The organism is Streptomyces omiyaensis, assembly GCF_014650895.1.
GTDB lineage: Bacteria > Actinomycetota > Actinomycetes > Streptomycetales > Streptomycetaceae > Streptomyces > Streptomyces omiyaensis.
In genome coordinates this window covers 258,363-281,712 of record NZ_BMVV01000001.1, presented here as the reverse complement: position 1 = coordinate 281,712, position 23,350 = coordinate 258,363, and the positions used below count along the sequence as shown (strand labels likewise).

The following is a 23,350-nucleotide window of genomic DNA, read 5'->3' as shown; positions in this document are numbered from 1 at the left end:
GTAGGGTGGGCCCAGAGTCCCGCTTGCCGCTAGGGAGGTCCAGTAAGTGACCAGCCAGGTCAGTAGCGAGGCCGGTGAGGCCCTGCTCGGGGAGCAGCGCAGCGCCCCGGCGGAGGCCCACCGGGGCACCGAGAAGGAAGTCCGACGGCTGGACCGGGTGATCATCCGGTTCGCGGGGGACTCCGGTGACGGCATGCAGCTCACGGGTGACCGCTTCACCTCGGAGACGGCGTCCTTCGGGAACGACCTGTCGACGCTGCCGAACTTCCCGGCCGAGATCCGGGCTCCCGCCGGGACGCTGCCCGGCGTCTCCTCCTTCCAGCTGCACTTCGCCGACCACGACATCCTGACCCCGGGCGACGCGCCGAACGTGCTGGTCGCGATGAACCCGGCCGCCCTGAAGGCGAACATCGGCGACGTGCCGCGCGGCGGCGAGATCATCGTCAACACCGACGAGTTCGCCAAGCGGGCGATGGCGAAGGTCGGGTACGCGCAGAGCCCGCTGGAGGACGGCTCGCTCGACGGCTACCGGGTGCATCCGGTGCCGCTGACGACGCTGACCGTCGAGGCGCTGAAGGAGTTCGGCCTCTCCCGGAAGGAGGCCGAGCGGAGCAAGAACATGTTCGCGCTCGGACTGCTGTCCTGGATGTACCACCGGCCGACCGAGGGCACCGAGGCCTTCCTGCGGTCCAAGTTCGCCAAGAAGCCGCAGATCGCCGAGGCGAACGTGGCGGCCTTCCGGGCCGGCTGGAACTTCGGCGAGACCACCGAGGACTTCGCGGTCTCCTACGAGATCGCCCCCGCGACCCGCGCCTTCCCCACCGGCACCTACCGCAACATCTCCGGGAACCTGGCCCTCTCCTACGGGCTCGTCGCCGCCTCGAAGCAGGCGGCGCTGCCGCTCTACCTGGGGTCGTACCCCATCACCCCGGCCTCGGACATCCTGCACGAGCTCAGCCGGCACAAGAACTTCGGCGTCCGCACCTTCCAGGCCGAGGACGAGATCGCCGGCATCGGCGCCGCGCTCGGCGCCGCCTTCGGCGGCTCCCTCGCCGTGACGACGACCTCCGGCCCCGGCGTGGCCCTGAAGTCGGAGACGATCGGCCTCGCGGTCTCCCTGGAGCTGCCGCTGCTGATCGTCGACATCCAGCGCGGCGGCCCGTCGACGGGCCTGCCGACCAAGACGGAGCAGGCCGACCTGCTCCAGGCGATGTACGGGCGCAACGGCGAGGCCCCGGTCCCGATCGTCGCCCCGAAGACCCCGGCCGACTGCTTCGACGCGGCCCTGGAGGCCGCCCGGATCGCCCTGACCTACCGGACCCCGGTCTTCCTGCTGTCCGACGGGTACCTGGCCAACGGCTCCGAGCCCTGGCGGATCCCCGAGGTCGCCGACCTGCCCGACCTGCGGACCGCCTTCGCCACCGGCCCGAACCACACCCAGGCCGACGGCACCGAGGTCTTCTGGCCCTACAAGCGCGACCCGGAGACCCTGGCCCGCCCCTGGGCCGTCCCCGGCACGCCCGGCCTGGAGCACCGGATCGGCGGCATCGAGAAGCAGGACGGCACCGGCAACATCTCGTACGATCCCGCCAACCACGAGCTCATGGTCCGCACCCGCCAGGCGAAGGTCGACGGCATCGAGGTCCCCGCCGTCGAGGTCGACGACCCCGACGGCGCCTCCACCCTGGTCCTCGGCTGGGGTTCCACGTACGGCCCGATCACCGCCGCCGTGCGCCGCATCCGCCGCGAGGGCGGCCCCATCGCCCAGGCACACCTCCGCCACCTCAACCCCTTCCCGAAGAACCTCGGCGAGGTCCTGGCGCGGTACGAGAAGGTCGTCATCCCCGAGATGAACCTCGGCCAGCTCGCCACCCTCGTCCGGGCGAAGTACCTCGTGGACGCCCGCAGCCACACCCAGGTCAACGGCATGCCGTTCAAGGCCGAGCAGCTCGCCGCCGCCCTCAAGGAGGCCATCGATGCCTGAGCCGCGCACCGACTCGCTCCTGCACCTGGTCCCCCGGGCCCAGGCCGGGCAGTCCATGAAGGACTTCAAGTCCGACCAGGAGGTCCGCTGGTGCCCCGGCTGCGGCGACTACGCCGTCCTCGCCGCCGTCCAGGGCTTCATGCCCGAGCTGGGCCTGGCGAAGGAGAACATCGTCTTCGTCTCCGGCATCGGCTGCTCCTCCCGCTTCCCGTACTACATGAACACCTACGGGATGCACTCCATCCACGGACGCGCCCCGGCCATCGCCACCGGCCTGGCGACCTCCCGCCGCGACCTGTCCGTCTGGGTCGTCACCGGCGACGGCGACGCGCTGTCCATCGGCGGCAACCACCTGATCCACGCGCTGCGCAGGAACGTCAACCTCAAGATCCTGCTCTTCAACAACCGGATCTACGGCCTCACCAAGGGGCAGTACTCCCCCACCTCCGAGGTCGGCAAGATCACCAAGTCGACCCCGATGGGCTCCCTCGACGCCCCCTTCAACCCGGTGTCGCTCGCCCTCGGCGCGGAGGCCACCTTCGTCGCCCGCACGGTCGACTCCGACCGCAAGCACCTCACCGAGGTGCTGCGGCAGGCCGCCGACCACGACGGCACCGCGCTGGTGGAGATCTACCAGAACTGCAACATCTTCAACGACGGCGCCTTCGAGGCCCTCAAGGACAAGGACCGGGCCCAGGAGGCGGTCATCCGCCTGGAGCACGGGCAGCCGATCCGCTTCGGCACCGGCCTCGACAAGGGCGTCGTCCGCGACCCGGCCACCGGCGACCTGGAGGTCGTCACCGTCACGCCGGAGAACGAGTCCCGGATCCTCGTCCACGACGCGCACGCCGCCTCGCCGACGACCGCGTTCGCGCTCTCCCGGCTCGCCGACCCCGACACCCTCCACCGCACCCCGATCGGCGTCCTCCGCTCGGTCGGGCGACCGGTGTACGACACCCTGATGGCCGACCAGCTCGACCGCGCCGTCGCCCAGCAGGGCGAGGGCGACCTGGGCCGCCTCCTCGCGGGCAACGACACGTGGACGGTGGTCGGCTGACGGGTCCGCCGGACACGGAGGGGCGCGCCCGGCGACGGCCGCGCCCCTCAGTCCTCCGGGGATGCCTGGCGGCGCTTCCTCTCCGCCTCGTTGACCTCCAGGGACCGCCCGAGGCAGCGCGGGACGCCCTTCTCGACGCGGTACGCGAACACCTCGTCGAAGAAACGGAAGTTGCGCGTCGAGTCGAAGCCGTACTTCTTCGTCACGCCGGTGTGCGTGCCCTCGGCGATGCGGCGGGCGACACCGTCGCGCTGGACCGCGAGCCGGTCCTCCAGCAGGGCGCCGACGGCACCGGCGATGATGTGCACGGTGTCGTACGCCTCGGCCGCGTACCGCTCGACGGGGGTCGCGGCGGGCACGCCCCAGCGTTTGCGGTAGGCGGCGGCGAAGGGCCTGGCGGCCGGGACGACGTCCGGGTCGGCGTAGCTGGTGCCGATGAACCAGCCTTCGGCCGCGGGCCCGGCGGTGGTGAGGAACTCCCGCTCCAGGAGGGGCTCGATGCCCCCGCACAGCCCGTCGAAGCCCTCCCCGGCGAGCGCCCGGGCGCAGAGTCCGGCGCGGCGCGGCGACGTCCCCGCGTAGAGGAGGGCGTCGGCGCCGGCGGCGAGGAGGGGCCGGACGGCGGCGGCGAAGTCCTCGCTGTCGGCGGCGACGGGCCGGCGGGTGACGGTGACGCCGGCCTGGCCGAGCGTCGTCTCCGCGTCGTTGCCCATGTACCAGGAGAACCGGCCGCTCGCCTGGTCCTCCAGGACCGCGAAGCGGGTGAGGCCGCGGGCGAGTCCGGCGGTGGAGAAGGCGAGCTGGAGCGTGGTGCCGATGGGCCGCATCTCGAAGTAGGCGGTGCCCGTCAGGGCCTGGGCGAGCTGCCCCTGGTCGAGGCCGGTCGCGACGGCGGCGCAGAGGAGCCCGGTGCGGCGGTGGACCGGGAGGGCGGCGAGGACCGTCCGCTCCGTCGTGGGGCCGAGGACGGCGACGACGGAGCGGTCGGCGGCGAGCGCCTCGGTGGCGGCGACGGCCCGGCCCGGGTCGCCGGCGTCGTCGCGGACCCGGACGGCGAGGTCGAAGGGGCGGTCGGGGCGGGCGTTGAACTGCTCGACGGCGAGCCGGGCGCCCCGCTCCTGGGCGCGGCCGTCGGCCTTGCGGGGGCCGCTGAGGTCGGTCCGGACGCCGATCGCGTAGGTGGCGCGGGTGCCGGCCGGGCCGGTGCCGGGGGTGGCGCCGCTGCCGGTGGGGCGGGTGGCGAGCCAGGCGGCGAGACCGCCGACGCCGGTGACGAGGGCCGCGGAGCCGCCGACGATCAGCCGGCGACGGGACGGCCCGCCCGGGGGTTCGGCGGGGACCAGCGCCGTCGGCTCCGGGACGGGCAGGTCGAGGACGCGGGCGGAGCGTTCGGCGATGAGGGCGGGCAGCCCCGCCGGCAGGAGCTCGCCGGCCGGTCCGCCGGTGCCGCCGAGCGCGTCCCGGACGGCCTCGGCGGTGGGCCGGGCGGCCGGGTCCTTGGCGAGGCAGGCCTCGATCAGCGGTCTCAGCGGGGCCGGTACGGCGCCGAGTTCGGGCTCCTCGTGGACGGTGCGGTAGACGACCGACGCCACCGTGCCGGTGCCGAAGGGGCGTTCGCCGGTGAGGACGTACGCGAGGACGCAGCCGAGCGCGAACACGTCGGCGGGCGGGCCGACTTCGCCCGCCCCGGCCGCCCTGGCCTGCTCGGGGGCGAGGTAGCCGGGGGTGCCGATCATGGCGTCGGTGGCGGTGAGCGCGGTCGCCCCGGCGGTGCGGGCGATGCCGAAGTCGATGAGCCGGGGGCCGTCGAGGGCGAGGAGGACGTTGGCGGGTTTGACGTCCCGGTGGACGAGCCCGGCCGCGTGGAGGCCGGTGAGGGCGTCGGCGAGCCGGGCGCCGAAGGCGCGGACGGCCGCCTCGGGGAGGGGGCCGTGGAGGGCGACGGCCTCGGCGAGCGAGGGCCCGGGGACGTACTCGGTGGCGAGCCAGGGTTCGCGGGCCTCCGGGTCGGAGCCGAGGACCCGGACGACCCAGCGGCCGGTGATCCGCTCGGCGGTGCGGGCCTCGCGGCGGAAGCGCTCGCGGAAGGCGGGGTCGGCGGCGTGCTCGGCGCGGATCACCTTGACCGCGGCGAGCCCGCCGCCGGGGGTGCGGGCCAGGTAGACGACGCCCATGCCGCCGGAGCCGAGCCGTCCGAGGAGGCGGTGGCCGGCGACGGCGGACGGGTCGGACCGGTGGAGCGGACGCACGGATCAGCCGCCCGCCTTCTGCGTCGGGGTCGCGGGCGCGGCGCCGAGGGAGTGGTACCGCCCGTCCCTCACCTGGTGGAGGAAGGTGCCGACGCCCTTGAGGTTGCCGTCCTCGTCGAAGGAGTAGCCGCCCATGACGCCTTGGTGGACGGCCTTGCGCAGGAGGGGCGTGAGGGTGGTGCGGTCGGGGCGGCCGCCCGCCTTCTCGTACGCCTTCTCGGCCTGCTGGGCGAGGAGGAGCGTGACGTCGTAGGCCTCGCCCGCGTACCAGACGGGGGCGTTGCCGAAGCGGGCGCGGTGGGCGGCGAGGAAGGCGGCGGCCTCCTTGCGGGCGGTGGGGTCGGCGACGGGCGCGCCGAGGATCCACCCCTCGGCGGAGCGGCCGGCGTCGCGCGGGAAGCGGTCGCCGAAGACGTGCTGGCCCGCGTAGCGGGGGCCGGTGAAGCCGAGCCGGTCGAGGGTCTTCGCGGCGCGGATGGCGGAGGGCAGGAGTCCGGCGTGGACGTAGGCGTCGATGCCGGCGTCCACCATCTCGCCGACGACCCGCTCCAGGCCCTTGGCCCCGCCGGGGATCACCCGGGGGTGCGGCGGGATGCCGCCCTGCTTGAAGCCGAAGCCGGCGCCGACGACGAACTGCCAGGAGTACGGGTCGTCGGTCCGCTCCTGGAGGAGTCCGGGGCGCTCCGGGCGGTGGACGGACTGCGCGTGGTAGGCGATGTGCATGCCGTTGAAGGCGTGGATGGGGCAGGCCCGGACGACGCTGCGGCCCTGGTTCTGGGCGGGGTTGACGAGGAGGTTGAGGCCGGCGGAGACGGTGACGACCGGGAGCAGCGCCTCGTCGTAGGCGGGGAGCGACTCCTGGCCGGTGTAGTCGTGGCTGGGGCCGATGATGCCGAGGACGTCGGGGTCGGTGGTGAGGACGCGGGCGGCGGCGAGGGCGCGGGTGCGGTCGCCGCGGTCGTCGGAGACCTTCACGTCGAGCGTGAAGGGCTTGTCCTTGCGGGAGTTGAAGGCGTCGACGGCGAGCCGGACGCCGCGCTCCTGGGCCTGGCCGATCTCCTTGCCGGGTCCGCTGAGGTCGGCCTGCACGCCGATGGTCCAGCGGCGGGCCTTCGGCGGGGGCGTGCCCTTGCCGTCCGGGCGGTCGTCGCGGAGGGCCAGCCAGGTGCCCGCCCCGCCCGCGGCGAGGACGGCGGCGGCGCCGGAGGCGAGGAGGAAGCGGCGGCGGCTGCGGGAGGGCGGTCCGGGCGGGACCGTGCCGGCGGCGGTCGCGTCGATCTCGGGGAGCGCGAGCATCCGGGCGGAGCGTTCGGCGATGGTGCGGACGACGGGGGCGGGGAGCCAGTCGGCGGCGGTGCCGGGGGTGTCCACGACGAGCCGGGAGACGAGCTGTTCGGCGGTGGGCCGGGCGGCCGGGTCCTTGGCGAGGCACTCCCGCAGCACGGGCAGCAGTCCGGCGGGGACGCCGGCGAGGTCGGGCTCGTCGTGGACGGTCCGGTACATGAGGGCGTCGACGGCGCCGGTGCCGAAGGGCGGGCGGCCGGTGGCGGCGTAGGCGAGGAGGCAGCCGAAGGCGAAGACGTCGGAGGCGGGTCCGATGTCCCCGGTGCGGGCCTCCGCCTGTTCGGGCGCGAGGAAGCCGGGGGTGCCGACGACCATGTCGGTGCCGGTGAGCGCGGTCTCCCCGTCGGGGTCGGCGGCGCGGGCGATGCCGAAGTCGATGAGCCGGGGGCCGTCGACGGCGAGGAGGACGTTGCCGGGCTTGACGTCGCGGTGGACGAGTCCGGCGGCGTGGACGGCGGCGAGCGCGCGGGCCACGGCGCCGCCGAGGACGCGGAGGCTGCGGCCGGGCAGCGGTCCGTGCGCGACGATCGCCTCGCCGAGGGAGGGGCCGGGCACGAAGGCGGTGGCGAGCCAGGGCTCGGGGGCGTCGGGGTCGGCGCCGAGGACCGGGACGGCGAAGGGGGAGACGACCCGCCGGGCCGCCTCGACCTCGCGCCGGAAGCGGGCCCGGAAGTCGGCCCGCTCGGCCCGGTCGGAGAGCGTCACCTTCACGGCGGCCAGCTCGCCCGCGTCCGTGCGCCCCAGGTAGACGACGCCCATGCCGCCGGCGCCGAGCCGCCCGAGGAGCCGGTACCCGGCGATGCCGGACGGGTCGGAGGCCAGGAGCGGCGCGAGGTCCCCGGGCGCGGGGACGGGGGGCGCGGGGACGGGCGGCGTCGCGGGCGGCCGCGGAGGTGCGGCCGGGGCGTGGGCCGGCGGAGGCGGGGTCCCTTGCGCGCCGGGGGTCCCGTTTCCGCCAGGGGTCCCGTTTCCGCCAGGGGCCCCGTTCCCGCCAGGGGCCCCGTTCCCGCCGGGGGCCCCGTTCCCTCCCGGGGCCCCGGGCGTGCCCGGCGTTCCGTTCCCGCCGGGGGGCCCGTGCGTGCCCGGGGTGTCCGGGGTCTCGTCCGGCGCGGTCACTGTTCTGCCTCCAGCGCGTTCTCGGCACGGGTGAGCATGGCCACCGAGGCCTGGGCCATCGCCGTGGCCAGGTCGGATTCGGTGTGGCCGGGGGCGCCCTTGGCGGAGACGGCGACGGTCACCTGGCCGAGCCGGGACTGGGACCAGCCGTAGTAGTGCTCGCCGGGCACGCCGTCCTTGAGGTACTTCCCGCGCTCGTTGACGGCGTCGTCGGCGGTGTAGTTGCCGCCGACGCCGTAGGCGTTGCCGAGCGACATGAGGCCGGAGATCCGCTCGCCGTCGCGGAGGAGCTGGTCGGGGCAGCGCAGCGCCTCCTCCAGGGTCTCGGCCATCTCCCAGTCGGCGGCGTCCTCGGTGCGGTGGACGGTGACGGTGGAGGTGACGCGGACGGTCCCCCTGCCGCCGGAGGCGGGGAGCTCCATGTAGGCGGTGACGCTGTGGAGGACGGTGGCCGGCGGGGCGGTGGTCTCCCAGTCGCAGCCCTCGGCGAGGACGGGCCAGTAGCCCTCGGCGCTGAGGTAGGGGGTGCGGGCGACGTAGCCGGGCCCCCAGGAGCCGGGCCCGCCGGAGAGGATCGTGGTCGCGAGGCGGGCGGCCTCGGCCGGGGTCTTCGGGGCGCGGGCCGGGTCGGGCACGAAGCCGAGGGCGGTGGGGGTGGCGCCGGGCACGGGGGCGACCAGGGGCGGGTCGGTGCCGGGTGCCGGGGTGGTCGTGGTGGCGGGCGGCGTGCCGGAGGGCTCGCCTCCGCCGCCTCCCGAGCACCCCGCCAGCATGATCCCGCCCGCCACGACGGCACAGCAGGCGCGCGACAGCCGTACGTAGGACACGCTTCCCCCATCCCCCGCTCACACGATTCCCCCAGGGGGGACGATCGTATGCGCGGAAGGACCAACTCCGCTCCGCTACGCGGTCATTGGCCGTGGGTCTCGTCGTAGCGGGCGCGGGCCGCCTCGACGGAGGGGACGCGGGACTCGGTCCAGAGGGCGAGCTCCCTGATCCGCCGGGCGGCCTCGTCGCCGAGCGGGGTGAGGGCGTAGTCGACGCGGGGCGGGATGACGGGCTTGGCGTCGCGGTGGACGAAGCCGTCCCGCTCCAGGGTCTGGAGGGTCTGGGTGAGCATCTTCTCGCTGACGCCGCCGATCCGCCGCCGCAGCTCGCCGAAGCGGTACGAGCGCTCCAGGAGCGCGATCAGGACGAGGACGCCCCAGCGGCTGGTGACGTGCTCCAGGACGAGCCGGGACGGGCACATGGCGCCGTCGACGTCGGCCAGCAGGGGCCCCTCGAACGGCTTCGCACTTACCTCCATGCCAGTACCTTACTTCAAAGTGGGTACTTTCGATTGGTTAGCGCCGGTCGTACGGTGAGTGTGTCGCCCCCACCGCACCCACCCCGCGAAGGAAACCCCATGAGCATCGTCGTCACCGGAGCCACCGGAGAGCTCGGCCGTCTCGTCGTCGACGCCCTCCTCGCCGACCCGTCCGTCCCCGCCGGGTCCGTCGTCGCCGTCGTACGGGACAAGGAGAAGGCCGCCGGCCTCGCGGAGCGCGGCGTAGAGCTGCGGATCGCCGACTACAGCCGCCCCGAGACGCTGGCCGGGGCCTTCGGGGCCGGCGACCGGGTGCTGCTGATCTCCGGCAGCGAGGTCGGGCGGCGGGTGCCGCAGCACGCGGCCGTGATCGACGCGGCCAAGGCGGCGGGCGTGGCCCAGCTCGCGTACACCGGCGTCCTCGGCGGCCCGGACGCCGACTTCGACCTGGCGGCGGAGCACAAGGAGACCGAGGCGCTGATCCTCGCCTCGGGGCTGCCGTACACCTTCCTCCGCAACGGCTGGTACAGCGAGAACTACACGGCGAACCTCGCCCCCGTCCTCGCCCACGGCGCCGTCGTCTCCAACGCGGGCGACGGCCGGGTCGCCTCCGCCTCCCGCGCCGACTACGCGGCCGCCGCGGCGGCGGTGCTGACCGGGCCGGCCGGGGAGCACCTGGGCCGGGCCTACGAGCTGAGCGGCGACGAGGCCTGGTCGCTGGCCGAGTACGCGGCGGAGGTCGCGGCCCGCAGCGGCCGGGAGGTCGTGCACACGAACGTGCCGGCCGCGGCGCACCGGGAGATCCTGGCCGGCGCGGGGGTGCCGGAGTTCTTCGCGGCGATCCTGGTCGACGTGGACGAGGCGATCGCGCGGGGCTCGCTGGCGGTCCGCACCGGCGACCTGGCGCGGCTGATCGGCCGCCCGACCACTCCGGTCGGCACGACGATCGGCGAGGCGCTGGCCGCGGCGGAGTGACCCCCGCACTCCCGCACTCCCGCCCGCCGGGCCTCCGGGCCTCCGGGCCTCCGGGCCTCCGGGCCTCCAAGGTCATGACCGTATAGCGGTACACACATGACAGCCTGCCCTGTGCGGCGCTACCTTCGTCGGGACAGCGCGGCGCAGGGCGGGAGGCATTCATGGGCGGAAGTGGCACGGCCGGGGGCGGCGGAGGGTCCGCGGCACCGGCGGGCGGGGAGGCCGAGGGCCGCGCCGGCCTGACGTACGGCATCGCCGCGTACGTGATGTGGGGCCTGGTCCCGCTCTTCTGGCCGCTCCTGAAGCCCGCCGACGCGGGCGAGATCCTGGCCCACCGGATGGTGTGGTCGTTCGTCTTCGTCGGCCTCGCGCTGCTGGCGCTGCGCCGCTGGGGCTGGGTGCGGGAGCTGGCGGCCCAGCCCCGCAAGCTGGGGCTGCTGACGGTCGCCGCGGCCGTGATCACCGTGAACTGGGGCCTGTACATCTGGTCGGTCAACAACGGCCACGTCGTCGAGGCGTCCCTCGGCTACTTCATCAACCCCCTGGTGACGATCGCGCTGGGCGTCCTCGTCCTGAAGGAACGCCTCCGCCCGGCGCAGTGGGCGGCGGTCGGCATCGGCTTCGCGGCCGTGGTCGTCCTGGCGATCGGCTACGGCCGTCCGCCGTGGATCTCCCTCACGCTCGCCTTCTCGTTCGCCGTCTACGGCCTGGTGAAGAAGAAGGTGAACCTCGGCGGCCTGGAGTCGCTCGCGGCGGAGACGGCCGTCCAGTTCCTGCCCGCCCTCGCCTACCTGGTCCTCCTCGGTTCCCGGTCCGAGCTCGCCTTCGGCTCCGAGGGCGTCGGCCACATGGCCCTGCTCGCCTCGACCGGCGTCGTCACGGCCATCCCGCTGATCTGCTTCGGCGCGGCCGCGATCCGGGTGCCGCTCTCCACCCTGGGCCTGCTCCAGTACCTGGCCCCCATCTTCCAGTTCGGCCTCGGCGTCGCGTACTTCCACGAGGCCATGACCCCCGAGCGCTGGGCCGGCTTCTCGCTCGTCTGGCTCGCGCTCTCGATCCTCACCTGGGACGCGCTCCGCACCGCCCGCCGCAGCCGCGCGGCGATCGCCCGCGCCACGGAGGAGGCCGCCGCGGGGGCGGCCGCCGGGGAGGCCGGGATCCCCCTCCGCACCCCGCAGCCGACGACGGGCGAACCCCGCGGCTGACCGGACGCCCGTCCCGGGCGAAACCCGGTGGCGGGCGCCCGCCGCCGGGATCCACCCTGTCCCCATGCCCGCACCCCCGTCCGGCGACGAACCGGAGCGCCGCGTCCGCGCCCTGCACACCGACACCACGGTCACCGTCCACCAGGCGTACCCGCCGGAGATCGGTCCGCCCGCCGCGCGGGACGGACGGTTCCCGGCGCCGTGGAAGCGGGACCGGATGACGTGGATCAAGCCGTCGTTCCTGTGGATGATGTACCGCTCCGGCTGGGGCACCGAGGACGGCCAGGAGACCGTGCTCGCCGTGGAGATCACCCGCGAGGGCTTCGAGTGGGCGCTGCGGCGCGCCTGCCTCTCCCCCTACGTGCGCGGCTTCCACGCCGACCGGGAGGCCTGGCGGCGGGAGCTGCGGCGGGCGCCCGCGCGGGTGCAGTGGGACCCGGAGCGGAGCCTGCGCCTCGGACCGCTCCCGTACCGCTCGCTCCAGCTGGGGCTCGCGGGGGAGGCGGCGGGGCGGTACGCGGACGAGTGGACGGTCTCCGTGCGCGACGTGACCGGCCTCGCCCGCGAGGTCCACGGCCTGGTCCGCGCGGGCGACCTGGCGGGGGCCGCGCGGCTGCTGCCGGAGGAGCGGCCCTACCCGGAGACGGAGGGCCTGCTGGACCGCGTCCGCGCCTGAGCCCGGCCCGGGGGCGGAGGGCGGCGGAGGGGCGCAGAGCCCCCTCCGGCAGGGGCGTGCGGGCCGCTCAGGAAGGGACCCGCAGGCCCGCCAGGAGGCGGTCGAGGGCCTGTTCGGCGGAGACCGGGTCGCCGCCCCGGGCGATCCAGAGCGCCGCCTCGTTCATCGCGCCAGAGAGGAGCCGGGCCAGCGGCTCGACGGGCTGGTCCGGGAGGGTCCCGGCCTCGACGAGGGCGGTCAGCGCCTCCGCGAGGTGGCGGGCGGAGGACTCCTCGTCCAGGGCCCGCCACTCGTCCCAGCCGAGCACGGTCGGGGCGTCGACCAGCAGGATCCGCCGCACCGCCGGATCGCTGCCGGCGGCCAGGAAGGCCCGGCAGCCGGCCCGGAGCTGCTCCCAGGGGTCCCCGTGCCGCTCGGCCTCGGCCGCGACCCGCTCGCCCAGCTCGTGCTGGACCTCGGCGACGACGGCCCGGAAGAGGCCCGCCTTGCTGTCGAAGTGGTGGTACGCGGCCCCCTTGGTGACCCCCGCGGCCCGCGCCACCTCGGCCAGGACCACGTGGTGGTAGCCGTCGGCGGCGAAGCCGCGCCGCCCCTCCGCCAGCAGGGCCCGCCGTGTGGCCGCCCGCCGCTCCGCCCGGTTGACCGCCGCCATCGCGCGCACCGCCCTTCCCGTTTCACATACCCCGGGTATGCTAACTCCATGGTTCGCATACCCCGGGTATGCGAAACGGACGGACCGGAGGACCCGCCATGACGCACGCCCCCGCCACACCGACCGGCTTCTACCCGGTGCTCGCCACCGGGGACGTGGCCGCCGCCCGCGACTTCTACACCCGGCACCTCGGCTTCGAGACGACCTTCGAGGCGGACTGGTACGTGAGCCTGCGCCGTCCCGACGCGCCGCAGTACGAGCTGGCGCTCCTCGACCCCTCCCACCCGAGCGTCCCCGAGGGGCACCGGACCGCGCTCCGGGGCGGGCTGCTGCTGAACTTCGAGGTGGACGACGTGGACGCCGAGCACCGGCGGCTCGTCACCGGGGCCGGCCTGACCGAGGTGCTGCCCCTGCGCACGGAGGACTTCGGCCAGCGCCACTTCGTCGTCGAGGCCCCCGACGGCGTCCTGGTCGACGTCATCACCGTCGTCCCGCCCTCCGAGGAGTTCGCCGGGCAGTACACGGGCGCGGACACCGGCACCACCGGCGCCTGATCCGCCGTTCCGGTGGCGGGCCCCGCCCCGGTGCGCGAGCCTCTGGGGAATGGAACCTCTCCACTGGAAGCTCGTCGTCGACTGCGCCGACCCGCACGCCCAGGCCGCCTTCTGGGCGGCCGCCCTCCGGTACGAGGAGGAGGACCACGGCGGGCTCGTCGGCAAGCTGCTCGCCGCCGGGGCCGTACCGGCCGGGGCGACCACGACCGTGCACGCCGGGAGACCGGAGGAGCGGCTCGGGTGGCACGACCTCGCCGGCGTCCGGCACCCGGACGACCCGGTGTCGGAGGAGAACGGCGCGGGGCTCGGACGCCGGATCCTCTTCCAGCGGGTGCCCGAGGCGAAGACCGTGAAGAACCGGCTCCACCTCGACCTGCACGCCCCCGCCGGCGCCCGCGACGCCGAGGTGGAGCGCCTGGAGGCGCTGGGCGCCGCCGTGCTGCGGCGGGTCGCCGAGCAGGGCGGCTCGTGGGTGGTGATGACCGACCCCGAGGGGAACGAGTTCTGCGTGCAGTGAGCGCACGGCCGGGCCCGCACGCCCCCGGGGCCGGTCGCCGGGTCACAGGGCCAGCAGCGCCCCGTGGGCCACGCCCGGCACGCCCGGGTCCCGCAGCGGCCGCAGGGCGAGCCGCATCAGGGCGAGGGCGTTGTCGTCGCCGGCGATCCTGTTGGCGCTCAGTTCGCCGCAGGACCGGCACTCGTGGACGAGCAGCCACTCCCCGTCGGGCCGGACGGAGACGCTGAGCGGCACCATCCGGCCCCGGCAGGCGGCGGCCCGGTCGCCGGGCACCCGTCCGTCGACGTGCAGGCTCTCCAGGCAGGTCGGGCAGTGGTTGCGGTGGGCCGTGCCCGGTGCGGCGAGCGGGACCACGAGCCGGCAGCCGGCGCACCGGAAGTCCTGCTCCCGGTGCCCGCTCCCCCGCCCGTGCAGCACGTCCTTGCGCCGCTGGGCGCGGCGCCGGTCGTCGGTACGCGTCCGGCGGGCCATCTCACAGGTCCCCGAACGCTTCGAGCGGGAAGGGTGGTTGGGCCAGCGGCCGGACCGCCATCCGCATCAGGATGAGCCGGTTGTCGTCCTCGGCGACGGGGCTGGACGTGAGCTCGTCGCAGCGCACGCAGCGGTGGACGATCATCCAGTCCCCGGTGCGCAGCACGGCGATGGAGATCGGTGTCATCCGTGCCCCGCAGTCGCTCGGTCCGCCCTCGACGTGGTCGTGGACGTGCCGGGAGTGCAGGCAGGAGGGGCAGTGGTTGCGCCGCTGTCCGCCGGCGGCGTGGGCGTGGACGGTGAGTCCGCACCACACGCAGGTGAAGGTGTCGATGGTGATGGTCACCCGGAGGCTCCTTGCTGAGGAGGTGTCACTGGCAGCAGGAGTCGGCCGAGCGGGCCCGTCGAAGGTCGCCTCAGGCGGCGCGGTTCGGGGAGTGGGGCGCGCTCGGCGCGGGCCGGGTCATGGAACACCCTCTCTGCGGGCCGGGGGCCCGGGACGTGGTGGCGGACGGTTCGGAGTCGCCCCGACGGTAGACGTCCCCGGCCGTCCGCCGCCACCGCTTTTCCGGCGGTGCGCCCTACGGCCGCCGGACCTCGAAGTGGAAGCACCCGTACTCGACGGCCCGCACGTGCACGAGGGCCACGTCCGGCTCGGCGAAGGCCTCGGCGAACGCCTCGTCGAGGCCGGGGAGTTCGACGAGCCGGCCGCCGAGGATGCGCCCCTCGGCGCTGTAGCGCCGGACGGTCCGCAGGGCTCCCGCCCGCTCGAAGGGATACCCCCCGCCGGGGCCGGCCGCCGTCGGTCCCCCGCACTCCCGCGCGTGCACGAAGACGGGCCCGACCTCGTCGTACGCCCCCGGAGCGGCGCCCTCGGCGGCCGCCCACCGCCGCAGCGGGGCGTACGAGACGAGCGCGATCGACTCCCCGGCGCGGGCGGCGCGCAGACAGCAGCGGAGCGGCTCGCCGCCCTCCGGGGCGGCGTACGGGACGCAGGGGCGTCCGGCGTCGTCGGTGTCCCGGAGGGCGGCGAGGGCGGCGGGCTCGACGGCGCGCGGCAGGTAGCGGTTCATGCATCCAGCGTCGGCCTGGGCCGGCCGCCGTGCTGGCGGATTCCGGACCCCGCGCTCCCGCCGCACGCTTCCGGCCCCGGGTCCCTGGGGCTTCCGGGGACCCCGGAAGCCTCCGCGTGCTCGGCTCAGCGCAGCGCGAGCGCGACGATCTGCGTGACCGCGTCCGAGGCGAAGTTGTCGTCGCTGACGAGGATCAGCGTGCGCTCGCCGGACGGCAGGGCGGGGCCCCACGTCATGCCCTCGGTGTTGTCGACGGTCGACAGGCCGAGGGTGTGGAAGTCGGCGACGAGCCGCTTCCGCATGGGCCGGACGGACTGGCCGGCCAGCGCCTCGACGGCCTGCACGTCGGTGGCGCCGCGCGTGGTGGCGTCGTACAGGCGGACCTTGTAGCCGGAGCCGGCGACCCAGGAGCGTTCGAGCACGAGGTAGCGCTCGGGGTCGTCCGGGAAGGCGAGCAGGGACGGCACGCCGGTGTCGGGGCCCCACGGGCTGGTCGGGTCGGAGGGGGCGAAGATCTTCTCGATCGGGTAGGCGTACTGGCCGAGCACCCGCCCGGCGCGGGTCTGCCGGGTGACGCGGACGAGCGCGCCGTTCTCCAGGTCCGGCACCGGTCCGTCCTGGAGCAGCGGTCCCTCGATCGCGCTGGTCACGACGGTGCCGCGGGCGCCGAAGGTGAGCGCCTCGACGGCCTGGTTGCGGCGGGGCCCGCTCTCCGGGGCGATCGTGTAGTTCTCCGGCAGGCGCAGCCGGCCGCGGTGGGTGCCGTCGGGGTCGGAGATCTCGATCGACGGCTGGATGACCGGCGGGCCGGCGACGGCGGGCCGGTCGCCCTCCTGACCCCACCAGTAGCGGCAGTGGAGCGGGTCGACGCGGATCTCCTCCGGGTCGACCGCCTTGCCGTCGTTGAGGGCGGGCGAGGGGTAGACCGACCCGTCCGGCCGGCGGAAGGGGCGGGTGCCGGTGAAGTCGACGGCGTGCACGCCGTCCGCGTCGACGTCGAGCCGCGCGGTGTAGAAGCGCGCGGGCTGGAGGAAGGAGCGGTCGTCGCTGATGAAGACGTACTCGCCGGTGCAGCGGTCGCGGTCGACGCCGGAGAGGCCGCCGACCGTGGTCCCCAGGAAGTCGAGCTTGTGCGGGACGGTCTTCTCGCCGAGCAGGCGGGCCTGGACCGGGCCCCTCGACTCCGGCGCGGGGGTGCCGGGTGCGGGCGCGGCGGCGACGGCGGGGGCCAGCGTCGAGGTCAGGAGCAGGGCCGCGACGCAGGCGCGGCGGATCAGGGAGGCACTCATGCCCGTGATCATGTCCGTCACCCCCGGTGCTCCGCAGTCACCCAGGGGAGTGGTCCCGAAGCCCTCCCGACCGACCGTCGGATGATCGGCCCGACGGTTTCCGGCCGCGTGCGGGAGGGCCGGCCCTACTCCTGCCCGACGGGCTCGATCCGCTTCCTGAGCAGGCAGAACGCATTGCCCTCAGGGTCGGCGAGGACGTGCCAGCTCTCCTCGCCCGTCTGCCCGACGTCGGCCGGCACGGCGCCGAGCGCGAGCAGCCGCGCCAGCTCCTCCTCCTGGTCCCGGTCGGTCGGGCTGACGTCGATGTGCAGCCGCACCGGGCGGCTGGGGGCACCGGTGCCGGGACTGAGGACGAGCGTCGGCCGGGGCCCGCCGAAGCCGGTGCCGGGTGGCCCGATCTCGATGCTCCCGTCCTCCTCCCGGTCCACCTCCACGTAGCCGAGGACGGCGCTCCAGAAGGCGGCGAGCCGTTCGGGGTCGGCGCATTCGAGGACGAGCTCACTGATGCGGCATGCCATGCGGACAGGGTACGGAGCGGGCCGGGCCGGCGGGGGAAGGCGGGGCGGGCAAGGCGGGGCGGGCGCGGCGGGGTCAGCGCGACAGCCGCCGGACGGCCGCCGCCTCCGCGCGCTCCACCGAGGCGCGGCCGTGGACGTGGACCAGGGCCAGGTGGAAGAGGGCGGGGGCGAGGGGCGCCCAGCGGTGGCGCCGCTCCGGCGCCAGGAGGTGGCGGGCGACGTCGGCGGTGCGGAAGGGCACGTACTCGGTGGCCGAGTGCTCCCAGCGGTCCGCGACGCCCCGGCCGGTGCGGGCGCGCAGCTCCTCGCCGGTCATCCCGGTCAGCCGGGCGTAGAAGTGGGCGCTCCACATCCGCGCGTCGACGTCGAGGACGAAGGCGAGCAGGGAGAGGGTGAACTCGTGCGGCTCCAGCGAGAGTTCCTCGCGCATCCCGCGCCGGGCGACGGCGTGCAGGTCGGGTGCGTGGCGGCCGGCGGAGTCGGTGGGCCGGGCCAGGCCCTCGTTCACGGAGGAGTTCCACAGGCCGGGCGCCGTCCGGACCCCGTCCCCGCGCCGGTTGATCACCAGCAGGTCGTCGGAGGTGACGACCGCGACGTTCACGCCGAAGCTGCACTGGAGGAAGGCGGGCGCGGTCAGCGGCGCGTCGGGGTCGAGCCAGCGTCCGCGCGGGGTCGACCCGTCGGGGAGCCGCCGGTCGAGCTGCTGGGCGGCGAGGAAGGTGTAGTAGTCGGTGGGCCGGAGCCGCAGGTGGACCTCGGAGGCCTCGTCAGGGGGCGTACGGGTCACCTCGACGGCCTCGACCGCGTACCGCTCGCCGTTCCAGACCGGCCGCCGTTCGCCCGCCGCCGAGGCCCGCGCCTCCTCGGCCTCGATCTCGGCCCGCCAGGGGGCCAGCTCGGCGGGGAGCTCGACCTCCCCGTCCATCACCCGCACGTGCACGGCCTCGGGCGCGATCGGCCGCTCCCCGTCGCCCTCCACGATCAGCGCCGAGGTGCGCAGCGGCCCGAGCGAGAAGGTCCCCCAGGCCCCGCCGTCGGCCGCCCGGTAGGTCAGGCTCCGCACCTTCCCCGCGGCCCGGCGCCGCACCTTGAACCAGACGTCCTGCGTCCACTGCTGGAAGAGCGTCGCGAAGACGACGCCGAGGATCGCGCCGAGGATTCCGTTCCCGAGGTCTATGTCCACGCCCGGCAGACTAGATCGTCCGCCCCGCGCCCCCTCCCGCCGGCTCCGGGCCCGCCGACTCCGCGAGCAGGCGGGCCAGTTCGCGGGGGCGGGTGGCCATGGGCCAGTGGCCGGAGCCGAGGTCGGCGTAGGAGAGGCGGCGGGCCCGGGCGAGCTCGGGGCTCTCCCCGGCGGCGATCCACTTCTCGGCCTGGGCCGGGGTGAATTCGGGGCAGACGAGCACCACGGGGACGTCGAAGCGGCGCTCGTCGGCGAGGCGGACGGTGCCGCGGGCGACGCCTTCGGGCACGGGCACGGCGGCGGCCGCGAGGCGCTCGCGGGCGGGGCCGTCCAGGTCGGCGGCGTCCGGGCCCTCGAAGGGCTCCCACCCGGGGAAGGGCACGGCACCGTCCTCGACCGGGAAGAAGTCCGCGTACGCCCGCCCGTCGGGGGCCGGGAAGCCGCCGATCAGCGCCACCTTCGCGACCTTCTCCGGCCGCGCGTCGGCCGCCAGCCAGGCGAGGCTCGCCGCGGCGGAGTGCCCGACCACGAGCGGCTTCCCCGGCGCCGCGTCGACGGCCGCGAGGACCGCCGCCAGCTGGTCGTCGAGGGTCGCGCCGAGGTCGCCGTCGCCCTGGCCGGGCAGGGCGACGGGCACGGGCCGGTGGCCGAGGGCGGCGAGCTCGGGCACGACGTCGTCCCAGGCGGAGGCGTCGAGCCAGAGACCGGCGATGAGCAGGATGTCCACGGTGGTTCGCTCCCGGGTCGGAGAGGACGGAAGGGGTCGGAAGGGGTCGGAAGGGGTCGGCCGGAAAGGGAGGGCCGGAAGGGGGCCGGCGGAAAGGGGCGGTCGGGAGAGGTCGGTCCGGTCCGCCGGCACGCTATCGGGCGCCGCCGACAGCGGACCCGGGCCGCCGGCCCCGCGACCGGTTCCGCGGCGTGTCCCGCGACCGGCCACCCGGTCCGTCCCGCGACCGGTCCGGCGCCACGTCAGGCGTCTAGGGACAGCGCGTTCTTGGCGTGCTCCACGGACTCCTCGGAGGCGGGGCCGCCGGGGTTCTCGGTGGCCAGGGCCTGGTTGAGCTCGACGAAGGGGCGCATCCGGTCCTCGTAGCGGGCGAAGGCGGCGCGGTGGTCGCCGGCGTGGCGGGCGAGGCTGTCGGCGAGCACGTAGGCGCCGACGAGGGCGAGGCTGGTGCCCTGCCCGGAGAGCGGGGAGGGGCAGTAGCCGGCGTCGCCGAGCAGGACCACGCGCCCCCGCGACCAGTGGTCCATGCGGATCTGGGCCATCGCGTCGCAGTAGAAGTCGGGCGCCTTGCGGGCGGCCTCGGCGAGGGCCTCCCCTTCCCAGGCGACGCCCTCCAGCTTCTCGGCGACGGTCCGCCGCAGGGCGTCGCCGGTGCGCAGTTCGGGGGCGAGCGGCTCGGACGCGAAGCCGAAGGCGACCCTGAGCTCGGTGTTGTCGCGGACGGGCATGATGCCGAAGCCCACGTCGCCGTCGCGCAGCCACGTCTGCCAGTCCTCCAGGCCGAGGAAGTTGTCCGCGCCGAAGACCGAGAGGTAGCTGCCCAGGTGGTGGGAGTACTCCTCCTCCGGGCCGAAGGCGAGGCGCCGCACGGTGGAGTGCAGGCCGTCCGCCCCGACCACGAGGTCGAAGCGGCGGGAGGCCCCCCGGGCGAAGTCGACGCGCACGCCGTCGCCGTCCTCCTCCAGGCCGGTGACGCTGTCGCCGAAGAGGTACTCGACGTCCTCGCGGGTGTGCTCGTGGACCATCCGCACCAGGTCCTCGCGGAGCACCTCGATGTCCTCGCCGTCGAGCCGCCCGCTGCTGTAGGTGGCCTCGGTGGAGCGGTGGAGCTCCCGGCCGTCGGCGTCGAGGACCGACATGCCGCGCATCCGAGTCCGCGCCGCGCGGGCCCGCTCCAGGAGCCCGGTCCGCTCCATGACGTCGAGGGCGACGCCCCGGACGTCGACGGCCTGCCCGCCGGCGCGGGGTCCGGGGGCGCGCTCGACGACGGTGGGCGCGAAGCCGTGGCGGCGCAGCCAGTGGGCGAGGACGGGACCGGCGATGCCGCCGCCGGAGACGAGCACGGTCCGCACCCGGGCCGGGGCCCGGTCCCGGGACCGGCCCTGGACCCGGGGCAGGGACTGGGACTGGGACTGGGGCTGGGGCAGGGACTGGGGCTGGTTCTTCATGGCGTTCTCCTTCGGCGGTCCGTACGGTGTACGCGCTGAACGTACGCCGTACACGCAGCACCCTCAATCCCCCCAACAGGCCGCCTGTACTAGGGCAGAAGAGCCTCCGCCGTCATCGCCGCTGCTACCCTCTGCCCTAGTACAGGACAGGAAGGCAGGGGAGTGTGACCCAGATCACAGGAGGGGTGGGCGCCCCGCCCTACCTGCGCATCGTCGCCGAGCTCCGGCGGCGCATCGCGGAGGGCGAGCTGGCCCCCGGGGACCGGATCCCCTCGACCCGGCGGATCGCCGAGGAGTGGGGCGTGGCCCTCGCCACGGCCACCAAGGCGCTGACCACCCTGCGCCTGGAGGGCCTGGTGGAGGCCCGCCCCCGGATCGGCACGGTCGTGGCGGCCCCCGCGCCGGCGTCTCCCCCCTCCGCCGAGCCGCCCTCCCCCTCCCCCGAGCCGGAGCTGAGCCTCGACCGGATCGTCCGCACCGCCATCGGGATCGCCGACAGCGAGGGCCTCCCGGCGCTCTCCATGCGCGGAGTCGCCGCGCGCCTCGGCGTGGCCCCGATGTCGACGTACCGGTACGTCCCCAGCAAGGAGGAGCTCGTCCTCCACATGGCCGACGCCGCGTTCGGCGAGGAGGGGTATCCGGCGGACGCCCCCGAGGACTGGCGCGCCCGCGTCGAGCTGGGCGCCCGGACCATGTGGCGCCTCTACCGGCGGCACCCGTGGCTGGCCCAGCTCGGCTCGCTGACCCGCCCGCTGTTCGTCCCGCGCCTGCTCGACCACGGCGAGTGGATCCTCGGCGCCCTCGACGGCCACGGCCTCGACCCCACGCGCCTGTTCGACATCCACGTGCTGATCTACAGCCACGTCCAGGGCCTCGCGGTCCACCTGGAGCGGGAGGCGCACGCCGAGGCCGCGACGGGCCAGTCGGAGGACCAGTGGATGGACAGCCGCACCCCCGATCTCCAGGCCCTGGCGCGGTCCGGCCGCTTCCCGACCTTCGCGAAGGTCGTCGGCGGTTTCGAGGGCGGCTACGACCTCCGCCTCGACGACCTCTTCGAACTGGGCCTCAAGGCCCTCCTCGACGGCCTGCGCCCCCTCGTCGAGGGCGAGTCCGCCTGACGGCCCTTCGTGGCGGTGCGCCCGGCTCCGGCGTGCGGTCGCGCGGCAGGCCGGGGCTGCGCCCAGGGCCGCTTCGGCCGGGACGGAGGGTTCGCCGCGGCTCGTCTCGCGCACGGAAGTCCGTGGGGCCCGGAGGCCCGCCCCGGGGGCCGGATGCGCGAGGGCCTACCCTCTCCGGATGACCGGACGAGAGGGAACGATCATGCGGCGGCGGGGAACGGGCGGGCGGGCGAAGGCCGTCGGGAGGGTCATGGCGCCCCTGGGGCTGGTCGTGCTCCTGAGCGCCGTCGGGATCTTCCTCGCGACCCACCGGGGCGTCACCGTCATGGGCTCCTCGATGGAGCCCACCCACCGCGTCGGCGACCGGCTGACCGTCGAGCGCGGCGTCGGACCGGACGAGGTGCGCCGCGGTGACGTGGTCCTGCTCCACGTCCCCGACCGCTACGGCGACGCGCCCGTCGTCCAGCGGGTCGTCGGCCTCGGCGGCGACCGCGTCGCCTCCGACGGCACCGGGATCACCGTGAACGGCCGCCCCGTGGAGGAGCCTTACGTGAAGCGGGACCTGCTGCTCCCGGCCTCGGAGCCGTACGACGTGCGGGTGCCGGAGGGCCGCCTCTTCCTGCTCGGCGACAACCGGGGCAACGCGCGCGACTCGGCGCGGTTCCTCGACGACCGGGCGGGCAGCGTCGCGGCCTCCGCCGTCCTCGGCCGCGTCCGCGACGGCCTCCCCCCGGCCGTCGCCGCCACCGCCGCCCTCGGCGCCGCCCTGCTCCTCGCCGGGGCCGCCGCCTGGTACGCGGGCCGCCGGCGGTCCGTCAGCGACCGGCCCCCCGTCCCCGCTCCGCGCTGACTCCGCACCGGCGGACCGCGCCGTTCCCCTTCCGCGCGCGGGGGCGGTTCCGGTACGGCCGGAGGGCGACCGGGCGTCGCGCGCGACCCGCCACGGCCCCCGCGGGCGCCCTGTTCCTCGCCGCCGCGCTCACCGCCCGCGGAGGAACCGGCCCGGGCGACGAGCGGGCCGCCCCGGCCGCCGCCGCGACGCCCGCCGCGGACCGGGCCGCCGCTCCCCCGGAGCCCCGCGCGAGGATCCTCACCCGCGGTGCGGGCGACGCGGTCCCCGGCCCCTCCGCGCACCTCGCCGGAACGCTCGCCGCCACCGGCCGCGCCCGCGTCGCCGTGGCCTCCCCGCGCCGACGGCCCGGCCGTCGCCGTCCGGCACCACGGCCGGCCCGGCCGCGAGGAGGACGGCAAGGCCGTCGTGTACGACGCCGAGGGCGACGAGGCCGGACCGGGCGGTGGCGGTTCCGGCCGCTCCGACGGCGAGGAGCGCGCCGCCGCGACGGTCTTCGAGGAACCGCGCCGAGTCGCGCGCGGGACCCCGGTCGCCCCCGTGCGGGGGCGGGCCGCCGGGCTACTCCCCGCCGTCGTCCCGGCAGGTCTCCCGGTCCTTCACGACCGCCCCGCAGGCCACCAGGCCCGCCGCGTACATCATCGGCTCCGACTCCCCCGCCGCGTCGAGCTGCCGCACGGCCGCCCGCACCGCGGACACCGCCGCGAAGGGGTAGCAGTCCTGGTTCCCCAGCACGAGGTCGGCCGCCGTGCGGGCCTTGACCGGCGCGACCATGTCGTTCGCGTCGAGCTGCTTCCAGTCGTCGAAGACGGTCTCGACCGTCTGCCGCACCTCGGCGCACGACGGCCCGCTCCGGTCGTCCGCCCGGTCCCCCACCACGTATCCGCCCCCGGCCAGGACCACGGCACCCGCCGTGGCCAGGGCGAGCGCCCACCCTCGCTTCATGGCGCTCACCCTAGGAGCCGCCGAACCGGCCGCCCACCCCTCGACTACCGGTGGGTACAGGCCTGTTACACAGCCCGGCCGGGACCTCCCGGC

23 protein-coding genes are annotated in these 23,350 nt (G+C 75.7%); 9 read left to right on the top strand and 14 right to left on the bottom strand.

Annotated elements, in window-relative coordinates; all coding sequences use genetic code 11:
* Positions 1–46 precede the first annotated feature (46 nt).
* Complete coding sequence (locus IE287_RS01310; RefSeq protein WP_229883221.1) at positions 47–1,984, top strand: 2-oxoacid:acceptor oxidoreductase subunit alpha; 1,938 nt, start codon at positions 47–49, stop codon at positions 1,982–1,984.
* Entirely contained in the window at positions 1,977–3,041 is a 1,065-nt protein-coding gene (locus IE287_RS01305) for a 2-oxoacid:ferredoxin oxidoreductase subunit beta (RefSeq protein ID WP_189846986.1), read from the top strand. The genes IE287_RS01310 and IE287_RS01305 overlap by 8 nt, the downstream gene beginning before the upstream one ends.
* 47 nt (positions 3,042–3,088) lie before the next feature.
* Here IE287_RS01305 and IE287_RS01300 read toward each other — a convergent pair whose 3' ends face one another.
* The 4 genes from IE287_RS01300 to IE287_RS01285 all read right to left on the bottom strand — a co-directional run bounded on the left by IE287_RS01300 (position 3,089) and on the right by IE287_RS01285 (position 9,056).
* Positions 3,089–5,290, bottom strand: a complete 2,202-nt coding sequence (locus IE287_RS01300; RefSeq protein WP_189846985.1) for a bifunctional serine/threonine-protein kinase/ABC transporter substrate-binding protein — start codon at positions 5,288–5,290, stop codon at positions 3,089–3,091.
* Between the two features lie 3 nt (positions 5,291–5,293).
* Positions 5,294–7,456: a bifunctional serine/threonine-protein kinase/ABC transporter substrate-binding protein gene (locus tag IE287_RS01295; protein ID WP_189847262.1), complete on the bottom strand. Its 2,163-nt coding sequence runs from the start codon at positions 7,454–7,456 to the stop codon at positions 5,294–5,296.
* Between the two features lie 290 nt (positions 7,457–7,746).
* Positions 7,747–8,577, bottom strand: a complete 831-nt coding sequence (locus IE287_RS01290) for a hypothetical protein (protein WP_189846984.1) — start codon at positions 8,575–8,577, stop codon at positions 7,747–7,749.
* An 83-nt stretch (positions 8,578–8,660) separates the two neighbouring features.
* The gene (locus IE287_RS01285) at positions 8,661–9,056 is read right to left on the bottom strand and encodes a winged helix-turn-helix transcriptional regulator (RefSeq protein ID WP_189846983.1); all 396 of its coding nucleotides are present in this window, start codon (positions 9,054–9,056) and stop codon (positions 8,661–8,663) included.
* A 99-nt stretch (positions 9,057–9,155) separates the two neighbouring features.
* On the opposite strand from IE287_RS01285, the gene IE287_RS01280 reads away from it, so the two are divergent.
* The 3 genes from IE287_RS01280 (at position 9,156) to IE287_RS01270 (ending at position 11,912) form a co-directional block, all read left to right on the top strand.
* The gene (locus IE287_RS01280) at positions 9,156–10,031 is read left to right on the top strand and encodes an NAD(P)H-binding protein (protein ID WP_189846982.1); all 876 of its coding nucleotides are present in this window, start codon (positions 9,156–9,158) and stop codon (positions 10,029–10,031) included.
* 161 nt (positions 10,032–10,192) lie between these two features.
* The gene (rarD, locus tag IE287_RS01275) at positions 10,193–11,236 is read left to right on the top strand and encodes an EamA family transporter RarD (RefSeq protein ID WP_189846981.1); all 1,044 of its coding nucleotides are present in this window, start codon (positions 10,193–10,195) and stop codon (positions 11,234–11,236) included.
* A gap of 64 nt (positions 11,237–11,300) precedes the next feature.
* Positions 11,301–11,912, top strand: a complete 612-nt coding sequence (locus IE287_RS01270) for a DUF4291 domain-containing protein (RefSeq protein WP_189846980.1) — start codon at positions 11,301–11,303, stop codon at positions 11,910–11,912.
* 67 nt (positions 11,913–11,979) lie between these two features.
* Here the strand turns inward: IE287_RS01270 and IE287_RS01265 are convergent, their stop codons facing one another.
* A complete protein-coding gene (locus IE287_RS01265) occupies positions 11,980–12,564 on the bottom strand; it encodes a TetR/AcrR family transcriptional regulator (RefSeq protein ID WP_189847261.1) in 585 nt (194 codons plus the stop codon).
* A 98-nt stretch (positions 12,565–12,662) separates the two neighbouring features.
* Here IE287_RS01265 and IE287_RS01260 point away from each other — a divergent pair, with 98 nt between their 5' ends.
* Together IE287_RS01260 and IE287_RS01255 are read left to right on the top strand one after the other, a co-directional pair.
* The gene (locus IE287_RS01260; RefSeq protein WP_189846979.1) at positions 12,663–13,118 is read left to right on the top strand and encodes a VOC family protein; all 456 of its coding nucleotides are present in this window, start codon (positions 12,663–12,665) and stop codon (positions 13,116–13,118) included.
* Positions 13,119–13,167: 49 nt separating this feature from the next.
* Positions 13,168–13,635 carry a VOC family protein gene (locus IE287_RS01255; RefSeq protein WP_189846978.1) on the top strand — a complete coding sequence of 156 codons (468 nt, stop codon included), beginning with the start codon at positions 13,168–13,170 and terminating at the stop codon, positions 13,633–13,635.
* A gap of 42 nt (positions 13,636–13,677) precedes the next feature.
* Here IE287_RS01255 and IE287_RS01250 read toward each other — a convergent pair whose 3' ends face one another.
* From IE287_RS01250 to IE287_RS01215, 8 genes are all read right to left on the bottom strand, one after another.
* On the bottom strand, positions 13,678–14,106 hold the full coding sequence (locus IE287_RS01250; protein WP_189846977.1) for an RNHCP domain-containing protein: 429 nt from the start codon (positions 14,104–14,106) through the stop codon (positions 13,678–13,680).
* Between the two features lies 1 nt (position 14,107).
* A complete protein-coding gene (locus IE287_RS01245; RefSeq protein WP_189846976.1) occupies positions 14,108–14,452 on the bottom strand; it encodes an RNHCP domain-containing protein in 345 nt (114 codons plus the stop codon).
* Between the two features lie 235 nt (positions 14,453–14,687).
* Complete coding sequence (locus IE287_RS01240) at positions 14,688–15,179, bottom strand: DUF1203 domain-containing protein (RefSeq protein ID WP_189846975.1); 492 nt, start codon at positions 15,177–15,179, stop codon at positions 14,688–14,690.
* Positions 15,180–15,304: 125 nt separating this feature from the next.
* A complete protein-coding gene (locus IE287_RS01235) occupies positions 15,305–16,468 on the bottom strand; it encodes an esterase-like activity of phytase family protein (protein WP_229883219.1) in 1,164 nt (387 codons plus the stop codon).
* 125 nt (positions 16,469–16,593) lie between these two features.
* Entirely contained in the window at positions 16,594–16,986 is a 393-nt protein-coding gene (locus IE287_RS01230) for a VOC family protein (protein ID WP_189846974.1), read from the bottom strand.
* A gap of 73 nt (positions 16,987–17,059) precedes the next feature.
* A complete protein-coding gene (locus tag IE287_RS01225) occupies positions 17,060–18,169 on the bottom strand; it encodes a hypothetical protein (RefSeq protein WP_189846973.1) in 1,110 nt (369 codons plus the stop codon).
* Between the two features lie 10 nt (positions 18,170–18,179).
* Positions 18,180–18,896 (bottom strand): alpha/beta fold hydrolase, encoded by a 717-nt coding sequence (locus IE287_RS01220; RefSeq protein ID WP_189846972.1) that lies wholly within the window; start codon positions 18,894–18,896, stop codon positions 18,180–18,182.
* Positions 18,897–19,138: 242 nt separating this feature from the next.
* Positions 19,139–20,248 carry an FAD-dependent monooxygenase gene (locus tag IE287_RS01215; RefSeq protein WP_189847259.1) on the bottom strand — a complete coding sequence of 370 codons (1,110 nt, stop codon included), beginning with the start codon at positions 20,246–20,248 and terminating at the stop codon, positions 19,139–19,141.
* Positions 20,249–20,508: 260 nt separating this feature from the next.
* Here IE287_RS01215 and IE287_RS01210 point away from each other — a divergent pair, with 260 nt between their 5' ends.
* Together IE287_RS01210 and lepB are read left to right on the top strand one after the other, a co-directional pair.
* Positions 20,509–21,462 (top strand): TetR/AcrR family transcriptional regulator C-terminal domain-containing protein, encoded by a 954-nt coding sequence (locus IE287_RS01210; protein WP_189846971.1) that lies wholly within the window; start codon positions 20,509–20,511, stop codon positions 21,460–21,462.
* A gap of 178 nt (positions 21,463–21,640) precedes the next feature.
* Positions 21,641–22,312 (top strand): signal peptidase I, encoded by a 672-nt coding sequence (gene lepB / locus IE287_RS01205; RefSeq protein WP_229883218.1) that lies wholly within the window; start codon positions 21,641–21,643, stop codon positions 22,310–22,312.
* Between the two features lie 561 nt (positions 22,313–22,873).
* On the opposite strand, the gene IE287_RS01200 is transcribed toward lepB, so the two are convergent.
* A complete protein-coding gene (locus IE287_RS01200; protein ID WP_189846970.1) occupies positions 22,874–23,257 on the bottom strand; it encodes a hypothetical protein in 384 nt (127 codons plus the stop codon).
* Between the last annotated feature and the right edge of the window lie 93 nt (positions 23,258–23,350).

Coding starts and splice junctions, on each gene's coding strand:
- IE287_RS01305 (WP_189846986.1), top strand. CDS start 1,977: ATGCCTGAGCCGCGCACCGACTCGCTCCTGCACCTGGTCCCCCGGGCC.
- IE287_RS01285 (WP_189846983.1), bottom strand. CDS start 9,056: ATGGAGGTAAGTGCGAAGCCGTTCGAGGGGCCCCTGCTGGCCGACGTC.
- IE287_RS01280 (WP_189846982.1), top strand. CDS start 9,156: ATGAGCATCGTCGTCACCGGAGCCACCGGAGAGCTCGGCCGTCTCGTC.
- rarD (WP_189846981.1), top strand. CDS start 10,193: ATGGGCGGAAGTGGCACGGCCGGGGGCGGCGGAGGGTCCGCGGCACCG.
- IE287_RS01270 (WP_189846980.1), top strand. CDS start 11,301: ATGCCCGCACCCCCGTCCGGCGACGAACCGGAGCGCCGCGTCCGCGCC.
- IE287_RS01265 (WP_189847261.1), bottom strand. CDS start 12,564: ATGGCGGCGGTCAACCGGGCGGAGCGGCGGGCGGCCACACGGCGGGCC.
- IE287_RS01260 (WP_189846979.1), top strand. CDS start 12,663: ATGACGCACGCCCCCGCCACACCGACCGGCTTCTACCCGGTGCTCGCC.
- IE287_RS01255 (WP_189846978.1), top strand. CDS start 13,168: ATGGAACCTCTCCACTGGAAGCTCGTCGTCGACTGCGCCGACCCGCAC.
- IE287_RS01250 (WP_189846977.1), bottom strand. CDS start 14,106: ATGGCCCGCCGGACGCGTACCGACGACCGGCGCCGCGCCCAGCGGCGC.
- IE287_RS01240 (WP_189846975.1), bottom strand. CDS start 15,179: ATGAACCGCTACCTGCCGCGCGCCGTCGAGCCCGCCGCCCTCGCCGCC.
- IE287_RS01235 (WP_229883219.1), bottom strand. CDS start 16,468: ATGAGTGCCTCCCTGATCCGCCGCGCCTGCGTCGCGGCCCTGCTCCTG.
- IE287_RS01230 (WP_189846974.1), bottom strand. CDS start 16,986: ATGGCATGCCGCATCAGTGAGCTCGTCCTCGAATGCGCCGACCCCGAA.
- lepB (WP_229883218.1), top strand. CDS start 21,641: ATGACCGGACGAGAGGGAACGATCATGCGGCGGCGGGGAACGGGCGGG.
- IE287_RS01200 (WP_189846970.1), bottom strand. CDS start 23,257: ATGAAGCGAGGGTGGGCGCTCGCCCTGGCCACGGCGGGTGCCGTGGTC.